Here is a 17,473-nt window from a genome sequence, read left to right as displayed (position 1 = left end):
GCGGTAATGGGTATCGAGCTGGAACGCACGGTCGATTCGATCCAGGTCGGTGCCCGACACCGCACCGACCTCGGCGAGATCGAGGCGCTGGCGGCCTCGATCCACGAGCACGGCCTGTTGCAGCCGATCACCGTGACCCCCGAGGGGGTGCTGGTGTGCGGGCGGCGCCGGCTGGAGGCGATCCGCCGGCTGGGCTGGCGGAAGGTGAGCGTCTGGGTGCGCTCGGGCCTCTCGGACAGGCTCGGGCACCTGCTGGCCGAGCAGGACGAGAACCTGCACCGCAAGCCGCTGACCCAGCTCGAGGCCGCCGCCCTCTACCGGGAGCTCAAGCAGTTGATGGCCGAAGACGCCGCCCGGCGGCAGGCCGCCTCCCAGTTCAGCGCCGATCATCAGCCCGGAAGTGACGGTGGTGCAAAATTTGCACCACCGTCGAACGGGCCGGCAGGCAAGGCTCGCGAGCAGGCGGCGGCGATGATCCCCGGCGGTGCCTCGCATGCGACGTTGGAGAAGATCAGCCAGGTCCAGCGCATCGCCGACGACCCGCAGCAGCCCGAGCCGCTGCGGGAGCAGGCAGCCGCCGCCCTGGCGCAGATCGAGGCCGGCGGGCCGGTCGACCCGGCCTACCAGCGGGTGCGCGCCGCGGCGGCGGAGGCTGAGCAGGCCCGGCAAGCCGAGCTGCACGCGATGGCCGCCGACGCCGTCGCCCGCGTCACGACCTCAGGAGAGGGCAAACCTCGGAAGAAGCCCGGCTCCGCGGTGCCCGCGCAGGTGCCGGGGCGGTGGCCGGTGGCCGCGTTCGTGCAGACCTGGACCTCGTTGACCGGATGGTGGAACCACTACGACGCAGGCGAGCTCGCCGGAGAGCTCACAGAGGAGCAGGCCACGATCTTCCTGGATGTAGCCGAAGGCACGGCCGCGTTCGCCGCCCGCCTGCGCACCCTCCTCACCACCGACACCGGACAAGCCGAGGCAGGGCACGTCGAGGACAGCACCGATGCCGGTCCCGGCGGCGGGTCTGTCGAGACCGAGACCACTGCCGAGACCGAGACCACAGGCGAGACCGTGCCCTCGCGGCGGCATCTTCGCGCCCTCTAGATCGCGGACTCTCGCCCGGCGCCACTGTCGCGTGGGGTAGGGCCGGTGCACCTGGGCGGCATGAAGACTACCTCTGCCGACTCTCACTCACGTCAGCGTCTGATCGTGCTGCTGGCTGCCGGTCTGACCGTCCTGCTCCTCGCCGGGATCGGCGTCTACGGGCTGATCTTGGGGCCACGAACCGGGCCGCCCTCCGACGACGACGATGCGCCGGCGGCGACCGCGCCCTCAGAGCCTCCTCCCGCCTATCCCGAGCGGATCGCCCCGGTGCGAGCCAGCAGCGACCCGGACGTGTTCGCCCGCAACGTCGCCGAAGCGTTGTTCGCGTGGGATACCGGGGCGGGGTTCATGCCGCTGGACTACACCGCGGTGCTGATGGAGGTCGCCGACCCGACCGGCACCGAGCAGGCCGGGCTGGCCTCCGATATCGCCACCTACCTGCCCACGCGGGAGACATGGGGCGATCTGCGCCAGTACGCCACCACCCAGCACCTGGAGATCACCGACTCGTTCGTGCCCGAGGCGTGGGCGGACGCCGAGGCGCAGGCGCGACCGGGGCAACTGACCCAGGGCACCACGGCGATCACGATCGAGGGCGTCCGTCACCGAGCCGGGGTCTGGAACGACGAGGACGTCACCAGCGAGCACGAGGTGAGGTTCACCGTGTTTGTGATCTGTGAGCCCGCCTACGACACCTGCCATCTGCTGCGGCTGTCCGAGCTGGACAACCCCCTGCGCTGACCCGGAAGGAGAGGAGTGTCGTCGTGTTGAAGAAGCTCGCCATCGCCCTGCTCGCGCTGGTGCTCGCCGCACCGTTCATGTCGCTGGTGGGGATCGGGCTGCTGATGAACCCCGCCGCCACCGCGACGTGCACCGTCCCTGGCGGGAACATCATCGTCGGAGAGGTCCCCGACGAGCTCGACGTGGAAACCCGCGACGGGGAGACGTTCACCCTGAACCAGCAGCAGCTGACCCACGCGGCCACGATCATCGAGACCGGCTCGGGCATCGAGGGGGTCGGGCGCGACGGGATCATCATCGCGCTGATGGCGGCGCTGACCGAATCGACGCTGCGACAGCTGTCCAACACCAGCGTCTACCCGGAGTCGGCGGATTACCCCAACGACGGCGACGGCAGCGACAACGACTCCTTGGGCCTGTTCCAGATGCGGCCACAGGCCGGATGGGGCTCGGTCGAAGAGCTCATGGACACGACCTACCAGGCGGAGGCCTTCTTCGGCGGCCCGACCGGGCCGAATCATCCCTCGCCGCGCGGTCTGCTGAACATTCCCGGTTGGCAGGACATGGGCAAAGGCGAAGCGGCGCAGAGCGTGGAAGTCTCCGCGTACCCGGACAGGTACGACAACTACGAGCCCGTCGCCGAACAGATCATCGCCGCCCTCGCCGGCGCCGGCGGTCCCGCCACGGCCACCCCGGTCGCGCAGGCCGCGCCGGCGAACCCGTTGGCGGAGTCCTCGCGGGTGGTGTTCCCGTTGCCGGAAGGCACCTGGGTGCTCACCGACGAGTTCGGGCCGCGCACCCACCCGATCACCGGGGAGCAGTCCTTCCATACGGGAACGGACTTCTCGGCCCCCGACGGCACCGCGATCCTGGCGGCCGCGGATGGAACGGTGACCGTCGCCGAATACTCCGACCAGTGGGGCGGGCAGGTCGTCATCGAACACCAGATCGACGGCGCGACCGTGGCGACGGCGTACATCCATTCCTGGGCCGATGGCATCCATGTCGCTGCCGGCGACCAGGTGACGGCCGGGCAGCACATCGCTGATGTCGGCAGCTCGGGCATGTCCACCGGCCCCCACCTGCATTTCGAGGTCCGCGACGGCGGCACCGACGGGGAGCACATCGACCCGGCGCAGTGGCTCAACGCCAACGACGCCGCCGATCTGCCCGAGGCCGAGGTCGGCCCACCCGAGAACGGCTGCGACCCAGAGGGCGAGGGCGGCCAGGGCGGCGAGCCGGACCCGTTCGAGGGCGAGAACCCGGACGAGCTGGTCGATGACCCGACCACGGACGGGCAGATCACCCGCCGCACCCTCCACCTGTATGAGCAGACGGCCGCGGCGTTCCCCGAGACGACGTGGGCCTGCTACTCACCCCGCCCCGGCACGGTCTCGGAGCATCCGCTCGGGCGGGCGTGCGACCTGGCTTTCGGCAATGCCATCGGCCAGATGCCCACCCCACAGCAGCTCGAATACGGATGGGAGGTCACGAATTGGATGAAAGACCATGCCGAGGCCCTCGGGGTGGACTATCTCATCTGGCAGGACAAGATCTGGTCCCTCGCCCGCGATTCGGAAGGGTGGCGCGACTACGCCCACGGCACCGATATCACGACCCGTCATGAAGACCACCTCCATGTGACCGTCGCTGATTCGGGCGGTGATTCCTGATGGGCGTTTTCCCCGATTTCGAGGGCCTGGCCGGGATCGGGGACCTGGAAGAGGTCATCGGAGCATTGTTGACGTTCGTGCTGGTGATCGCGGTGCTGATGCTCATCGTATCGGGCATCATCTGGGCCATCGCCTCCTCGACGGGGAACTACGCCGCCGCCGGCAAGTCCCGCACCGGCGTGCTCGTCGCCCTGGGGGCGGCGATCCTCGCCGGCGGCGGGGTCGCGTGGATGAACTGGCTCATCGGCGTCGGCCAGCAGCTCTGACCCCGCCACTTGGCGGCATCGCGCTCCTTCCCGGCTCGCCGGGGGCGGGCGCTTCTGCGTGTCTGGGAAGGCGGGTGCACCTGATCGCGAGAACCCCTCTCTCGCCGTAGCCACAAAGGAGCGCCCTGCCATGACCATCCTGACCCTCGTCACCGAAGCCGCCAGCCTCGTGCCGGTCATCCCGGCCGAGATCGACATCAACCCCAATGACTCGGGGCTACCCGGAATCGACCAACTGCGCACCATCGTCGGCGCGATCATGACCGTCGGCCTGATTCTCAGCGTCTTGGCATTGATCGTCTCCGCGATCGTGTGGGGTTTCGGCTCCAATTCCTCGAATCCGCATTTGAGCGGGAGGGGAAAGATCGGCGTTCTGATCTCCTGCGGTGCGGCGGTGATCTGCGGCGCGAGCGTCACATTGATCAATTTCTTCTGGAACGTCGGCCAAAGCGTCTGAAACCGACTCGCGTCGACCCTGCTCTGTAAGGGAGGTTTGCGATGGCGCTGTGCGATATCCCCGTCATCTCCAATGTCTGCGATTCCGCCGGTGAGGCCGCTGCGTCGCTGATCTCTGCACCGTTCGACTGGTTCGCCCAAGCCGTCGGCGGGGCGGCGGGTTGGCTACTGGAGGCGATGTGGACGGTGTTCGACACCACCACGATGGTCGATGTCACCCAAGACGGCTACGTGTCCGTCTACAACCTGCTGTTCGGGATCGGGGTGTTCATCATCCTGATCTTCTTCTGCTTCCAGCTCATCCTCGGCCTGATCCGCCGAGACCCCATCGCCCTGAGCCGGGCGGCACTCGGGGCGGGGAAAGCCGTGCTCGGATCGTTCGTGGTCATCACCCTGGCCGCCCTCGCACTGGAGATCACCGATCAGCTGACCACCGGGATCGTCCAGGCCGCCGGGGAGACCACCGAGTCGATGGGCGACAAGATCATCCTGCTGGCCGCCGGGCTGACCGCCATCAACGTCTCCGCCCCCGGCGTCGGCGCGATCGTCACGATCTTCCTGGGCGGGCTGATGGTCGCCGCGATCGCGATCGTCTGGTTCAGCTTGCTGATCAGAAAGGCGCTGCTGCTGATCGCCATCGTGCTCGCGCCTTTGGCGTTCGCGGGGGCGGCGTGGGATGCCACCCGCGGGTGGATCGGCAAATGGGCCGCGTTCGTCCTCGCCCTGATCATCAGCAAGCTCGTGCTGGTCGTGGTGTTCCTCATCGCGATCACCCAGATGGCGACCCCCATCGAGGCGGACCTGACCGCGATCACCGAGCCGATCACCGGGATCGTGATGCTCGCGATCGCCGCGTTCGCCCCGTACATGGTATACCGCGTCATCGCGTTCCTCGGCTTCGACCTCTACAACGCCATGGGGAGCGAACAAGAAGCCAAGAACGCGATGAACCGGCCGGTGCCGGTCCCCGCCAAGCCGCAGGGCGACGGACCGAAGAAGGTCCTCGACGACGGCAACAACAAGGGAGGCGGAGGCGGCGGTGACGATCCGCCCCCACCCGGCGGCGGTGGAGGCGGCGGGAACCCGCCCCCGCCCGGTGGCGGAGGGGGTGGCGGCACCCCACCACCTCCCGGCGGCGGCGCCGGCGCGGGAGCCGGCGCAGGGGCGGGCGCGGGCGCTGGTGGTTCTGCCGCCGGAGCCGGGGCCGCAGCAGGACCCGCCGCGGCCGTGGTGATCGGCGCGGAGGTCGCCAAGAAGGCCGCCACCGCCGGCCCGGAGGCCGGGAAGGCCGTCGGCTCTCAGGCCGAGGCCGCCACCGACGGCGCCAACCAGAACACCGACAGCAGTGGCGGCGGCAGCGGTGGGTCGCCTGCCTCGCAGGCGCCCCCGCATCAGAATCCGCAGCCCCACGCCCCGTCTGGCCCGAACCCGCCTCCAGCCGGCGGTGACGCTAAGCCGCCGGCGGGCGGGAAGGAGTGAGACCTGTGAGCACAAAACACAGCATCGAGGACGCCGGCACGAGCACGGGCACCGAGTTGGTGCCGGTGAAGTTCTCCCGCTTGACGCGCCGCGGCGTGTTGTTGGGACTGTCCGCCTCGCAGCTCGCGGCCCTGGGCGTGGGCGTCCTGGCCCTGGTGGGCGCGTTCTACGCCGGCGGCGGGATGCTTATCGCCTACACCGCACCGGTCTGGATGCTCTCGATCGTGCTGACCTGGATGCGCATCGCGGGCCGTCCGCTCGTGGAATGGATACCCGTGGCCGGCTGGTGGCTCTGGCGCACCACGGGCGGCCAGCTGCTGTATCGGCGCCGGATCGTGGCGCCCCGGCCGGCGGGAACGCTCGCGCTGCCCGGCGACATGGCCAGGCTGCGCGAACATCTGGACCCCGAGACGGGAGCCGGGATGATCCACGACCCCCATCAGGGCACGTTGACGGTGGTGTGCCAGGTACGGCATCCCGCGTTCGTGCTGCTGGACCCGGCCGAGCAGCATCGCCGGGTCACGTCCTGGGGGCGGGTGCTGGCGACCGTGTGCCGGTCGGGGCGGATCGCGACCCTCCAAGTGCTGGAGAGGACCCTGCCGGACTCGGGCACCGGCTTAGCGGAGTGGTGGGCCGCCCACGGCACGCAGGATGACTCGTGGGCCTCGACCACCTACCAAGAACTCATCGACCGGGCCGGCCCCGCCGGGGAACGTCATGCGACCACCATCTCGCTGTCGCTGGACATGAAGGCCGCCGCCCGTCAGATCCGGACCGCCGGCGGTGGCCTGCGCGGGGCCGCCGGGGTGCTGCGGCAGGAGATGGGCACCCTGACCGCCGCGCTACGGTCCGCGGACCTCACCCCGACCGGGTGGCTGACACCGGGCCAGATCGCGGTGACCCTTCGCAGCGCCTACGATCCTGCGGTCGCGGCCACGCTGGAGCGCCACGGCGAGCTCGGTCAGTCTTTGGCGACGGCCGGACCGGTGGCGGTGAACGAGTCCTGGACGAGCCTGCGCACCGATTCGGCTCGTCACGTCGTGCTCTGGATCAGCGAGTGGCCCCGCTCGCTGGTCTTCCCAGGATTCCTGGCCCCGCTGGTGCTCTCCTCCGGGATCGGACGGGCGCTGTCGCTGCTCTACACCCCGATGCGCACCGATCAGGCCGCCCGCGACATCCGCAAGAAGAAAGTGGAGCACATCTCCGACGCGGCACAGCGGCGACGGATCGGTCAGATCGAGGACGCGAGCCAGACCGCCGAATACGAAGACGTGCTGCAACAGGAGGCCGATCTGACCGCCGGACACGGGGTGCTGCGTCCTTCCGGACTCATCGCCGTCTCCGCGCCGACGACCGAGGAGCTGGACGCGGCGGTCTCGGCGGTCGAGCAGGCCGCGATCCAGGCCTCCTGCGAGACCAGGCGGCTGGTCGGGCAGCAGGCCGCGGCGTTCACCGCCGCCGCCCTGCCCCTGGCCCGCCACATCTGACCCGGTCGCCGGGGTGCACCTGCTGGGCATCCGTGACCGTTCATCATCCGGGAGGCCCGTCATGCCCACGTTCTACGACCCTGTCGCCGACGCCAGCGAAGCATCGGAGGCGCTACGCGGCCTGGCCCACGCCAGCCGCGACTTCACCCACCCCGAAGACGCTTACGGGGTGATCGGCGACCTGCTTGCCGCGGCCCGCCGGTTCGAGCAGGTCCTCGACCAGCTCGCCCGCATCCATGCCGAGCCCGACGGCCGGGCCTTCGACGATCACGGCGACCAGGCCGCCGGCGTTCGTGACGCCAGCGAGACCGCGGTCGAGCTGAGCCGAGCCGCCCGCGTGCTCGGCCTGGCCGAGGAGCGGCTGAACGCCGCCTCGCAGGCTGCCGGACGCATCGCCTGGCACCCCGCCGCCGTGGACGCGGTTCAGGCGGAGGCCCCGGTGTCGCGGTGGGTGAACGTCGTGTTCCTCCAAGGCGGCGAGGCTGACGAGGTGCTGTGGCTGATCGACCGTGACGGCCCCGACGCCGCGATCGAGCACCTGGCCGGTTACGACTACGGCGCCGAGACCACGGACGCGGCGATGGAGAACGGCTACGTCTACGACACGCCACCGGTGGCCGCGCTCGACAAAGAGGCGACCTCGGGCGAGTACACGATGACCTACAACCCCGACATGGGGCATGTCGGCCTCTACCGCCGCCACCCGATCCCGCCCGAAGACAGCCTCGACGCCGAGACCCCCGCGCCCGCACCGACCGCCCCGGCCCAGGGTGCAGGCGGTGTCGCCGGTGGCGCGGCAGGCGCAGGAGCCGCGATGGGTGCCGGCGCGGCGACCGGTGCCGCAGCGGCGCTATCAAGACGGGCCACTGGGCCTCGCGATCCCGTCGCCCGCGGGCACCAGAGGCCCGCGCACACGGCGAAAGGCGAGCCGCCGATGCCGGAGACGGACGGGTCCTGGTTCGCCCATCCCGGAGTCGCGGCCGTCAAACGCGATCGCGGCCTCGGCCTCTGAGTCACCCCGGTTCGTGGTGCCGTCGATCCCCAGCGGGTCGGCGGCATCGCCGCGTTCCGGGGTCGGCCTGGTGCACCTTGGCCGCATCACCGTGTTCGCACCCGTCTGGGAAGGTCGCCGATGCCCACATACGAAAAGGAACGTCTGCATACCGCGGTGCTGGTCGCTCCGGCAGCGGAGCGGCGCCGGCTGCGCAAGCAGCGCCGCCAGGCCGCCGCGAAGCTCCAGGCCGAGCAGAAGCGGCAGGAGATGGCCGAGGCGAAAGCCAAAACCGCCGCCGAGCGTGCCGAACGCAGGGCCACCCGGTACCTGCCCGCCGCGGGAGAGCCCGGCCCGGCCGCGCTGAGATCGCCGGTCCGGTTCCGGCTGCCGCGGCACCAGGACACCTCCGCAACGCTCGCGGCACAGTACCCGTTCCTCGCCGAAGGCGGCCTCGGTGCTGCGGGCGTGTTCGTCGGCCAAGACCTCTACTCGGGAGGAAGCTTCGTCTACGACCCGTGGGTGCTGTACCAGGCCGGGGTCATCACCGCCCCGAACCTGGTGCTCGCCGGCATCGTCGGTTCGGGGAAGTCCTCGCTGGCGAAGTCGCTCTACACCAGGAGCCTGCCATTCGGCCGGCGCGTGTATGTGCCCGGTGATCCGAAGGGCGAGCACACCGAGATCGCCCGAGCGGTCGGAGGCCGGGCGATCCAGCTCGGCCACGGCCTGCCCACCAGGCTCAACCCGCTCGATGAGGGATACCGGCCCAGCGGGCTCAGCGACGCCGAATGGGAAACCACCGTCGCATCACGCCGCCGCGATCTGATCGGAGCGTTGACGGAGACGGTGCTGGCCCGATCGATGTCACCGTTAGAGCACACCGCGATCGACACCGCTTTGACCGAGACCGTGCGTGAGAACACGGTGCCGATCCTGCCGATGGTCGTCAACCATCTGCTGCACCCCTCCAACGACCCCGACGGGCGCCTGGCCGAGGACGGACGGATCGTGGGCCACGCGCTGCGCCGACTCGTCGCCGGTGATCTGTCCGGGTTATTCGACGGCCCCAGCACGGAGGTGTTCGATCCGACGCTGCCGATGGTCTCTCTCGATCTTTCCCGCGTCACGGAGAACTCCACCCTCGTATCGGTGCTGATGACCTGTTCGAGCGCGTGGATGGAGTCGGCGCTGCTGGACCCGAACGGCGGGCAGCGCTGGTGCATCTACGACGAAGCCTGGCGGCTGATGAGCGAGCCGGCGCTGTTGAAAAGGATGGATGCGCACTGGAGGCTTGCCCGCGCCTACGGCATCAGCAACATGCTGATCTTCCACAAGCTCACCGACCTGGAGAACGTCGGCGACCAGGGATCGGCCATGAGATCGCTCGCCAACTCCCTGCTCGCCAATGCGGAGTCGAGGATCATCTACCGGCAGGAGTCCGACCAGCTCGGCACCACCGCCAAGACCCTCGGACTCACCGGCACCGAACGCGAACTGCTGCCGACGCTGGGCACCGGGCAAGGGCTGTGGCGGATCAAGGACCGATCCTTCGTCGTTCAGCACCAGCTCCACCCGGCCGAATACGAGCTCTTCGACACCACCAGACGTATGGTCGAGAAAAGCTAAAAGTTCGCGCTATTTCTGAAGGTTTCGGCGGGAAATTTCTGCGGTCGATGATGTTGACAGACTAGTCGAAAGCGGATGTTCGGGGAAGGTGCTTTCTCACTTGCCGGGGCCGGCTATCGCGGCGGCGGCGAATCGTGAGCGGGTGCCGGGTCGATCTCGGCTGCGAGTACGGCGAGAAGCGCGGAGGCCTGTTCGGCGACGACGGTCTCCCGCTCGCGGGAGATGCCCTCGGTCTCCAGATCGGCGGGAGCCTGGTTCTCGGCGATCAATCGGGGAAGCTCCGCGCTGAGGACCGCAGCCCGGCGGAGCGCGCCAGGCGGGGAGCCCGCCTGTTCCCAGGCGCGGAGGACAGCCTGCCGGATCAGGTCCATCGCTTCGGCGTCGACTGAACCGATGGCGTCGAAGGCCATGTGCCGGGAGAACGCCCTGCTGGCCAGAGTGCGGGCTACTTCCTCGTCTCGGGTCGTTGCGACGTCCATGACTTCGACTCTAGGACGATCAACGCCCACCGGGTAGTGGCCCGGTAGGATCGCGTCCAGCGCGATGCCCAGCCTGGGGGCGGCATGCGCGGGCGCGGGCGGTGCACCTGGGCGGCATGAGACGACACGCCACCCAGCCCGAGCCTGCGCCGGTATCGATGCGCACCGTGATCCTCGACATCCAGACCGACGGGTCGATGACCGTCACCATCGACGGCGCCTCGTACCTGCCCGAGGAGGGGGCATGGGTGCGGGCGTCGTTCCCGCAGATCATCGACCACGCCAGCGATGAGCGCACCGTGCCGGTGCGGGTCGAGGTGCACGAGGCCGACGGCACGAGCTTCACCGAACTCCTCCCGGCCCGGTCACCCCGCCCCGAGCCGGCAGCCGAGCCCGCGCCGAAGCGGAAGAAGGACAAGCCGGCGTCGCCTGCGCTCATCGAGATCACCGGCGAGGGATTCGTCGCCGGCGAGGACGTGGCCTGCTGCGTCATCGTCTCGCACACCGACGCCACCCCGCACGGCACCGCCCGCGCCGTCCTTGAACCGAAGCAGGTCAAAGGGGTCGGTGAGGTGGTGCTGGTCGGGCGCATCTCCGGCACCGTCGTGACCCGGAGGCTGCCATGAGTACCCCGCAGGGCCGGCAGACCGGCAGCTTCGGCGACGAGCTGACCAACGCCGCGATGATTGCCCTGGTCGGGGTGTTCGGCCTCGCGCTCGTCCTGCGCGGCGCCGGGTCGGTGGCGACGTTCCTCACCGGCGTGGCGCAACCGGCGGCCGGGCCTGCCGCCGGGATCGGGGTGCTGTTCCGGCCGGGCGATCCCGCCGGCGCGCTCGATGCCCCAGGGTTGCATCCGTTCGCGTACTGGGCCGTGGCCGCGGTGCTGCTTGCCGGCCTGGTCGCCGGGGGCTGCTGGGTCTGGATGCGGCTGCGAAGGCATGCGCGCAAAGCCTCGACCGACCCGCACACCACCGCCGGCATCGCGACCCGCCACGAGGTCGCTGCCACCGCTTCCTCGACGGCTCTACTGAAACGCGCCCGGAACCTGCGGCCCTCGCTGGACAAGCCCGAGCCGGCAGACGTGGGCTACCGGATCGGCACCAGCCGGGGCCGGGAGGTCTGGGCATCGGTGGAAGACTCGATTCTGCTCATCGGACCGCCCCGAAGCGGCAAGGGCCTGCACATCGTGATCCCCGCGATCCTCGATGCGCCCGGCGCGGCCGTGGTCACCAGCACCCGCCCCGACAACCTCACTGCCTGTCTGCGCGCCCGCAAACGCGTCGGGCCGGTCGCGGTGTTCGACCCCCAGCATCTCGCCGAGGGATTGCCGGCGGGGATGCGCTGGTCACCCATCCGTGGCTGTCACGATCCGCTCACCGCGATGATCCGCGCCACCGGTCTCGCCTCGGCCACCGGTCTCTCGGCTGGCGGGGTCGAGTCCGGTGGGTTCTGGGAAGGCAAGACCCGCACCGCGCTCCAGGCCCTCCTGCACGCTGCGGCCCTGGATGGCCGCTCACCGGCCGAACTGTTCCGCTGGACGCTCGATCCCTCCGCCGCGGCGGAGGCTGTCGCGATCCTCACCAACTCACCCGATGCGGCGACCGGGTGGGCGGACTCGCTGGAATCGATGATCGATGCCGACCCCAGGACCCGCGACTCGATCTGGCAAGGCGTCTCCTTGGCGCTCGGAGCCCTGGCCGACCCCAGGGTGCTCGACGCGGTCAGTCCCGGCCCCGGTGAGGACTTCGACCCCGAGAGGTTCATCCGCGACAAAGGCACCCTGTTCCTTCTGGCCACCGGCGCCGGAGCCGGAGCCAGCGCGGCACTGGTGGCGGCGCTGGTCGAAGACCTCGTGGAGACCGCCCGCCGGATCGCCGCCCGGTCGCCCGGTGCGAGGCTGGACCCGCCGCTGCTGCTTGCCCTGGACGAGATCGCGAACCTCGCCCCGCTGCCCTCGTTGCCGATCTTGATGGCGGAAGGAGGCGGCACGGGGATCACCTGCATGCCGGTCTTGCAGTCGCTCGCGCAGGCTCGCGACCGGTGGAACGAGAACCAGGCCAACGCGATCTGGGATGCGAGCATCGTGAAGATCATCCTCGGTGGCGCCTCCAGCTCCAAAGACCTCCAGGACCTGAGCACCTTGATCGGCGAGCGGGATGAGTACACCGACAGCGTCACCTTGGGCGATCACGGCACCCGCCAGAACCAGCGGTCGGTGCGCCGAGTGGCGATCTTCCCGCCAGACCGCATCCGCACCCTCGCTTTCGGCACCGCGGTCACTCTGCTGCGCGCTGCTCCGCCCATCGTGACCGACCTGCGCGCCTGGCCGGCCCACCCAGATGCCGCGCGGTTGAAAGCGGATCGCGAAGAGATCGAGTCTCTGCTGCGCCGCCCCGACCGCCCCTGACAGGTCGGATCGGATCGCCGTCGTGCACCTGGCTGGCACAGCGGACGACACCACCTGTGACCGTCCCCATCAGACAGGAGCAGCACGATGGCCGAACAAGAACACCCTGGACCAGGCCGGGAGCCCGAGCCGCAGGCGGATGTGCGCGAGTCCTTCAAAGGTCGCATCACATCCGAGCCGACTCTGGGCACCACGCAGACGGGCAAGGCGAAGTTCTACGCGAAGGTCGAGCAGCGCCACTGGCGCTACGAGGACGACGGCACCTACACGCGGCTGCCGAACACCTATCACGATCTCGTGGCCTACAAGGGCGTCGCCGTCCGTGCGTACAAGAACTATGAAAAGAACGACTTCTTCATCGCCGAGGGGCGCATGGAGGACTACCGCAGCAAGAGCACGGGGCAGATGAAGCAGCGGTTCGTCGCCACCGCGTTCGGTCACAACATGGCCCACACCGACTACGAGGTCGACCGCACCCCACGCCGCGAGCAGGCCCAGCGCCCCGCCGCCGAACGCGAGGCCGCTTCACGCCGACTCGCCGGAGGCGAGACCCCCGCACAGCCGCAGGCAGCCGAGCGTCAGACGCCCGAGCGTGAGGCACCGGCCGCGTTCGCCCCGCCGGAGCACCGGTCAGATCGGCAGCCGCCGGCGATGGGCCTGTGAGGAAGGGAGCCACGATCATGACCGAACCGACGTTCAACCAGACCGATCCTGACCGGCCGCAGACCGACGAGACCCCCGATGACGACCTCGACCTCGACGACGAGTACGACGAGGAGGGATATGACGGTGAGGAGGAGGAAGAACCCGGCCCGCCGCATCCGGTGAACTGGTATCTGCTGCGCGCCGACGAGCTCGAAAAGGAGTGGTACGCGCTCAACCGGTGGGTCGAGACCATCCGCCGCACCTACGGGCTCCCCGCCAGCGTGATCCCGCCGTTCTGGCACCGACACGACGAACTGCTGTGGGAACTCAGCAGCCTGCATCTGCACTGGCTCTGCGCCTACCACCCCGAGCAGACCGGCTCCGCCCCGTTCGGCTGGCACCGCGACTTCGCCGACGCTCGACAGCGGCTGCGCGAATGGGTCGCCGCCTCCGGCACACGCCTGGACCGCGACCGACCCACGAGGCAGACGACCTGGCCCGGCGAGGACCCCGCCGACCCTGTGGAGGACGTGTTCGTCGCCGACCGCGACCGCGACTTCGTCGAGTACGTCGCCGAACAGGTCGCCGAACGCCGCGCCGCCGAAGACGCCTTCTACGCCGGCGCCGACGCACGAACCGGGGAACTGCCGTGAGCACCACGACAGCACAAGACGTGAACGCCGAGCTCTCGCGGCTTCGTGAGCAGGGGCGAGAGCTCGGCGCATCGTTCCTGCCGCCGACCGAGCGACAGGGCGCAGCGGTCAGGACGATTCTGCTCGCTTCCACTGATACGTCTCGGGAACCGAGTAGCGAGGCGTGATCTTGATCCGGTCCGGATTGAAGAACGGCCCCACCTGGGTGGCCTTCTCCACACGAATATCCAGCAGCATCTTCAGCAACCGCCGCTTCTCGACCAGCTCAAGACGCTCCCACGCCGCCTCCAGGTCGCTCTCCTGAATGAACGAGAGCAGCCCCTTGTCGGTCACGGGAGGAACCGCAGCCTTCGCCGCACGCTCGATCTCCGGAACAAGCCTGCGTTCGATGCTGGTGAGCATCGACATGCTGATCCGACCCTCGGCGTACTCACTCGCCGCCTCGTCAAGCCGCGCACGCAGCGCAGCGGCATGCTCCTCGGCCTCGCGGACCCGTTCATTCCAGTCCTCCTCCGGGCCGACGATCACCGCCAAGCTCTCCGGCTTCGACAACCATCCCAGCAGCACGCCCGTGACATAGGCGTCGGTGTTGCGCATGTCGATGCTGACCCTGCGGCAGCCGGGGCGTCCGCAGCTGTAGTTGTCAGAGCGCAACCCGGTGCGCCTGCGTACTTTCGTCCCGTGAATCCGCACCAGCGGATGCAGGCAGTACCCGCACCTCGCGACGAACGTCAGCAGCCAGCGCGGATGGCTGGGGTTGTCCTCGGGAACATAGCGGGTGCGCCGGGCCCGGTCATCGAGGAGATGATTGACCTTCTCCCACTTCTTCATCGGGATGATCGCGGGCCAGTCCGCCTCGCCGATCACCTCGCCCTGGTACATGCGCAGCCCGGCGATCGTGGGGCTCTTGATGATCTGCCGGATCGTGGCGGTTGTCCAACCACGCGAGTGCTCAGAAGTCGGCTTCATCGGCGTGGGCACGCCCGCCCGATTGAGGCGAGTCACGATCTGGTTGATCGACCCGCCATCGAGGATCTCGTCAACCGCTGAGACGATGATCGCGGCCTTCTCCGGGTCGATCTCCTGACGCACGAGAGCACGCGTCTGCTCGTCGTAGACCCTCCGGTACCCGTAAGGGAGCCGCCCGTGCGGGCGACCCTTCTGCGCGTTCAGCCGCACTGTGCGCAACTGCCGGTCACGGATGATCGCCGCATCCTTCTCGGCGCTCAGGAACTCCAGCCCCATCATGAAGCTGTCATCGTGGCGCGAGAAATCGTAGACGCGGCCCTTGGTCAGATACAGAACCCCCGCCTCCTGGCAGGCGGCGCGCAGCTGCACGTAGGCCAGCAGCTCACGGCCCGCACGCGAGGGCTCCCACGTCACGAACGCGTCGTACTCCTTCGACGCGATCAGTTGCAAGGCCTCCTCGAAACCCTCGCGTTCGCGGGTGCGCCACCTCGACGCGGACCGGTTGGCATCGGTGATGACCTTCGCGACTCCCCACTTCTCCTGAGCGCACCAGGCACGGCAGTCCGTCTCTTGGTCATCGGTCGATCGCATGAGGTAATGGCGATCCATCGAGGCTCGCGTGTAGATGAGCGCGTTGACCTCGGAGGCAGGCGGTCGGGTAAGTGATTGCGTCTCCATGACTGACAGGTGCTCCCTTGGCATCTGCCATCGAATTGCTGGGTGAGCCGACGAACCACCTCGACGTCGACGGCATCGCCTGGCTGGCGCGGCACATGAAGAACCGGTGGCCGAAGAATGCCGGTGCTCTGCTGCTGGTCACCCACGACCGGTGGTTCCTCGACGAGGTGTGCTCGAAGACCTGGGAGGTCCACGACCGCATCGTCGAACCCTTCGAAGGCGGGTATGCCGCCTATGTCCTTCAGCGCGTCGAACGCGATCGGATCGCCGCGGCCACAGAGGCCAAACGTCAGAACCTCATGCGCAAGGAACTCGCGTGGCTGCGTCGCGGCGCTCCGGCCCGGACCTCGAAGCCGAAGTTCCGCATCGAGGCGGCCAATCAGCTCATCGCCGATGTCCCCGAGGTGCGCAATCCCATCGAGCTGAAGAAGATGGCCACCGCGCGTCTGGGCAAGGATGTCGTCGACCTCCTCGACGTGTCCAAGAGTTTCGGCGACGACGTCATCCTCGATGAGGTCACATGGCGCATCGGCCCCGGTGAGCGCACCGGCATCCTCGGGCCCAACGGTGCCGGCAAGTCGACGCTGCTCAATCTCATCTCCGGAGAGGTCGAGCCCGATTCCGGTCGGGTCAAGCGCGGCAAGACCGTCCAGGTCGGCGTCCTCGACCAGCAGTTCAAGGATCTCGCCCGGATTGCGGAGTCCCGGGTGCGTGAGGTCCTCGCGGAGTCGAAGACGAACTTCACCATCGAAGGCAAGGACTACACACCGGCCCAGCTGCTCGAGCGACTCGGCTTCGCCAAAGAGCATCTCTCCGCTCGGGTCAAGGAGCTCTCCGGCGGGCAGAAACGCCGCCTCCAGCTTCTGCTGCTGCTCATGGCAGAACCGAATGTCATCATCCTCGACGAGCCGACGAACGATGTGGATTCGGACATGCTCGCGGCGATGGAGGATCTCCTCGATTCCTGGCCGGGCACCCTCATCGTCGTCTCCCACGACCGCTACCTGCTCGAACGTGTCACCGACCAGCAGTACGCGATCCTCGATCAGGGGCTGCGTCATGTCCCCGGAGGCGTCGAGGAGTACCTGCGGCTGCGGGCCGAGCAGGCCCGCACCGGTGGTGCGAGCGGTTCGGGATCGGCCTCGAACGGGGCCGCATCGGGAGCCGGCGGGACCGGTTCCGGTGGGGCCGCCTCGGCGACGGAGGGGTCGGGCTCCTCGGCGAAACTCACCGGTGCCGAGGCCCGCGCGGCGAAGAAGGAGCTCTCGTCGATCGAACGGCGGATGGACAAGCTCAGCGGTCAGGTCGCGCAGAAGCACGAGGAGATGGCCGCGCACGACCAGACGGACTTCGAAGGTCTGGCCGCGCTCACGGCTCGGCTGCGCGAGCTCCAAGACGAACTCGACGAGCTCGAACTGCGCTGGCTCGAGACCACCGAAGCGCTGGAGGACTGAGTGGTCGACCGGGAGAAGATGCGCGAACTGCTCGAGGCCGAACGGGCCGATGCGCTCGCGCTCATCGGCCGGCTGACGCAGGGCATCGACGAGGTCTCGGCAGCGCGCGAAGGCGACAACAGCGACGACGAACACGACCCGGAGGGGGCGACGCTGGCCTTCGAACGATCGCAGGCTGCGACGCTTCTCGAGCAGTCGCAGAACCGCCTCGAGGAGATCGCCGAGGCATTCGCTCGGCTCGATGCCGGCACGTTCGCCACCTGCGTCGACTGCGGTGGACCCATCGCCGAGGCGCGACTGGAGATCCGCCCCTACGCGGCGAAATGCGTCGATTGCGCCGCACGCGGCTGAGAGCCTCGACCTTTCCCGTTATC

17 protein-coding genes are annotated in these 17,473 nt (G+C 68.9%); 15 read left to right on the top strand and 2 right to left on the bottom strand.

The window, feature by feature from the left end; translation table 11 throughout:
- Positions 1-6 precede the first annotated feature (6 nt).
- The 9 genes from ACQE2J_RS06110 (at position 7) to ACQE2J_RS06070 (ending at position 9,814) form a co-directional block, all read left to right on the top strand.
- Entirely contained in the window at positions 7-1,095 is a 1,089-nt protein-coding gene (locus ACQE2J_RS06110; RefSeq protein WP_135540142.1) for a ParB N-terminal domain-containing protein, read from the top strand.
- A 60-nt stretch (positions 1,096-1,155) separates the two neighbouring features.
- Positions 1,156-1,836, top strand: a complete 681-nt coding sequence (locus tag ACQE2J_RS06105; RefSeq protein ID WP_135540144.1) for a hypothetical protein — start codon at positions 1,156-1,158, stop codon at positions 1,834-1,836.
- A 23-nt stretch (positions 1,837-1,859) separates the two neighbouring features.
- Positions 1,860-3,509, top strand: coding sequence for a M23 family metallopeptidase (locus tag ACQE2J_RS06100; RefSeq protein WP_135540146.1), 1,650 nt, complete (start codon positions 1,860-1,862; stop codon positions 3,507-3,509).
- Entirely contained in the window at positions 3,509-3,775 is a 267-nt protein-coding gene (locus tag ACQE2J_RS06095) for a DUF6112 family protein (protein ID WP_135540148.1), read from the top strand. The genes ACQE2J_RS06100 and ACQE2J_RS06095 overlap by 1 nt, the downstream gene beginning before the upstream one ends.
- 130 nt (positions 3,776-3,905) lie before the next feature.
- Complete coding sequence (locus ACQE2J_RS06090) at positions 3,906-4,232, top strand: DUF6112 family protein (protein ID WP_135540150.1); 327 nt, start codon at positions 3,906-3,908, stop codon at positions 4,230-4,232.
- A 41-nt stretch (positions 4,233-4,273) separates the two neighbouring features.
- Entirely contained in the window at positions 4,274-5,710 is a 1,437-nt protein-coding gene (locus ACQE2J_RS06085) for a conjugal transfer protein TrbL (protein ID WP_205683351.1), read from the top strand.
- A 5-nt stretch (positions 5,711-5,715) separates the two neighbouring features.
- Positions 5,716-7,197 (top strand): PrgI family protein, encoded by a 1,482-nt coding sequence (locus ACQE2J_RS06080; RefSeq protein ID WP_205683352.1) that lies wholly within the window; start codon positions 5,716-5,718, stop codon positions 7,195-7,197.
- A gap of 61 nt (positions 7,198-7,258) precedes the next feature.
- Positions 7,259-8,209 (top strand): hypothetical protein, encoded by a 951-nt coding sequence (locus ACQE2J_RS06075; protein ID WP_167854427.1) that lies wholly within the window; start codon positions 7,259-7,261, stop codon positions 8,207-8,209.
- A gap of 120 nt (positions 8,210-8,329) precedes the next feature.
- Positions 8,330-9,814 carry an ATP-binding protein gene (locus ACQE2J_RS06070; RefSeq protein ID WP_135540154.1) on the top strand — a complete coding sequence of 495 codons (1,485 nt, stop codon included), beginning with the start codon at positions 8,330-8,332 and terminating at the stop codon, positions 9,812-9,814.
- A 113-nt stretch (positions 9,815-9,927) separates the two neighbouring features.
- On the opposite strand, the gene ACQE2J_RS06065 is transcribed toward ACQE2J_RS06070, so the two are convergent.
- Complete coding sequence (locus ACQE2J_RS06065) at positions 9,928-10,293, bottom strand: hypothetical protein (RefSeq protein WP_135540156.1); 366 nt, start codon at positions 10,291-10,293, stop codon at positions 9,928-9,930.
- A 116-nt stretch (positions 10,294-10,409) separates the two neighbouring features.
- Here ACQE2J_RS06065 and ACQE2J_RS06060 point away from each other — a divergent pair, with 116 nt between their 5' ends.
- The 4 genes from ACQE2J_RS06060 (at position 10,410) to ACQE2J_RS06045 (ending at position 13,998) form a co-directional block, all read left to right on the top strand.
- Entirely contained in the window at positions 10,410-10,919 is a 510-nt protein-coding gene (locus tag ACQE2J_RS06060; protein WP_135540158.1) for a hypothetical protein, read from the top strand.
- Positions 10,916-12,700, top strand: a complete 1,785-nt coding sequence (locus tag ACQE2J_RS06055; RefSeq protein ID WP_425119757.1) for a TraM recognition domain-containing protein — start codon at positions 10,916-10,918, stop codon at positions 12,698-12,700. Before ACQE2J_RS06060 ends, ACQE2J_RS06055 begins: the two co-directional genes overlap by 4 nt.
- Before the next feature lie 87 nt (positions 12,701-12,787).
- Entirely contained in the window at positions 12,788-13,363 is a 576-nt protein-coding gene (locus tag ACQE2J_RS06050; protein WP_135540162.1) for a single-stranded DNA-binding protein, read from the top strand.
- 17 nt (positions 13,364-13,380) lie between these two features.
- Entirely contained in the window at positions 13,381-13,998 is a 618-nt protein-coding gene (locus ACQE2J_RS06045) for a hypothetical protein (RefSeq protein WP_135540163.1), read from the top strand.
- 108 nt (positions 13,999-14,106) lie between these two features.
- Here ACQE2J_RS06045 and ACQE2J_RS06040 read toward each other — a convergent pair whose 3' ends face one another.
- Positions 14,107-15,645, bottom strand: a complete 1,539-nt coding sequence (locus ACQE2J_RS06040) for a recombinase family protein (protein WP_167854428.1) — start codon at positions 15,643-15,645, stop codon at positions 14,107-14,109.
- A gap of 17 nt (positions 15,646-15,662) precedes the next feature.
- Between ACQE2J_RS06040 and ACQE2J_RS06035 the strand changes: the two genes are divergently transcribed.
- Positions 15,663-17,099 carry an ABC-F family ATP-binding cassette domain-containing protein gene (locus ACQE2J_RS06035; RefSeq protein WP_425119758.1) on the top strand — a complete coding sequence of 479 codons (1,437 nt, stop codon included), beginning with the start codon at positions 15,663-15,665 and terminating at the stop codon, positions 17,097-17,099.
- The gene (locus ACQE2J_RS06030) at positions 17,100-17,450 is read left to right on the top strand and encodes a TraR/DksA family transcriptional regulator (RefSeq protein ID WP_425119759.1); all 351 of its coding nucleotides are present in this window, start codon (positions 17,100-17,102) and stop codon (positions 17,448-17,450) included.
- Positions 17,451-17,473 lie beyond the last annotated feature (23 nt).

Source organism: Brevibacterium sp. LE-L (assembly GCF_050214925.1).
Lineage (GTDB): Bacteria > Actinomycetota > Actinomycetes > Actinomycetales > Brevibacteriaceae > Brevibacterium.
Note: the sequence above shows the minus strand (reverse complement) of the source record. Positions and strands in the feature narration are given on the sequence as shown.

Coding starts and splice junctions, on each gene's coding strand:
- ACQE2J_RS06055 (WP_425119757.1), top strand. CDS start 10,916: ATGAGTACCCCGCAGGGCCGGCAGACCGGCAGCTTCGGCGACGAGCTG.
- ACQE2J_RS06095 (WP_135540148.1), top strand. CDS start 3,509: ATGGGCGTTTTCCCCGATTTCGAGGGCCTGGCCGGGATCGGGGACCTG.
- ACQE2J_RS06070 (WP_135540154.1), top strand. CDS start 8,330: ATGCCCACATACGAAAAGGAACGTCTGCATACCGCGGTGCTGGTCGCT.
- ACQE2J_RS06085 (WP_205683351.1), top strand. CDS start 4,274: ATGGCGCTGTGCGATATCCCCGTCATCTCCAATGTCTGCGATTCCGCC.
- ACQE2J_RS06060 (WP_135540158.1), top strand. CDS start 10,410: ATGAGACGACACGCCACCCAGCCCGAGCCTGCGCCGGTATCGATGCGC.
- ACQE2J_RS06045 (WP_135540163.1), top strand. CDS start 13,381: ATGACCGAACCGACGTTCAACCAGACCGATCCTGACCGGCCGCAGACC.
- ACQE2J_RS06050 (WP_135540162.1), top strand. CDS start 12,788: ATGGCCGAACAAGAACACCCTGGACCAGGCCGGGAGCCCGAGCCGCAG.
- ACQE2J_RS06105 (WP_135540144.1), top strand. CDS start 1,156: ATGAAGACTACCTCTGCCGACTCTCACTCACGTCAGCGTCTGATCGTG.
- ACQE2J_RS06040 (WP_167854428.1), bottom strand. CDS start 15,645: ATGGAGACGCAATCACTTACCCGACCGCCTGCCTCCGAGGTCAACGCG.
- ACQE2J_RS06075 (WP_167854427.1), top strand. CDS start 7,259: ATGCCCACGTTCTACGACCCTGTCGCCGACGCCAGCGAAGCATCGGAG.
- ACQE2J_RS06090 (WP_135540150.1), top strand. CDS start 3,906: ATGACCATCCTGACCCTCGTCACCGAAGCCGCCAGCCTCGTGCCGGTC.
- ACQE2J_RS06110 (WP_135540142.1), top strand. CDS start 7: ATGGGTATCGAGCTGGAACGCACGGTCGATTCGATCCAGGTCGGTGCC.
- ACQE2J_RS06065 (WP_135540156.1), bottom strand. CDS start 10,293: ATGGACGTCGCAACGACCCGAGACGAGGAAGTAGCCCGCACTCTGGCC.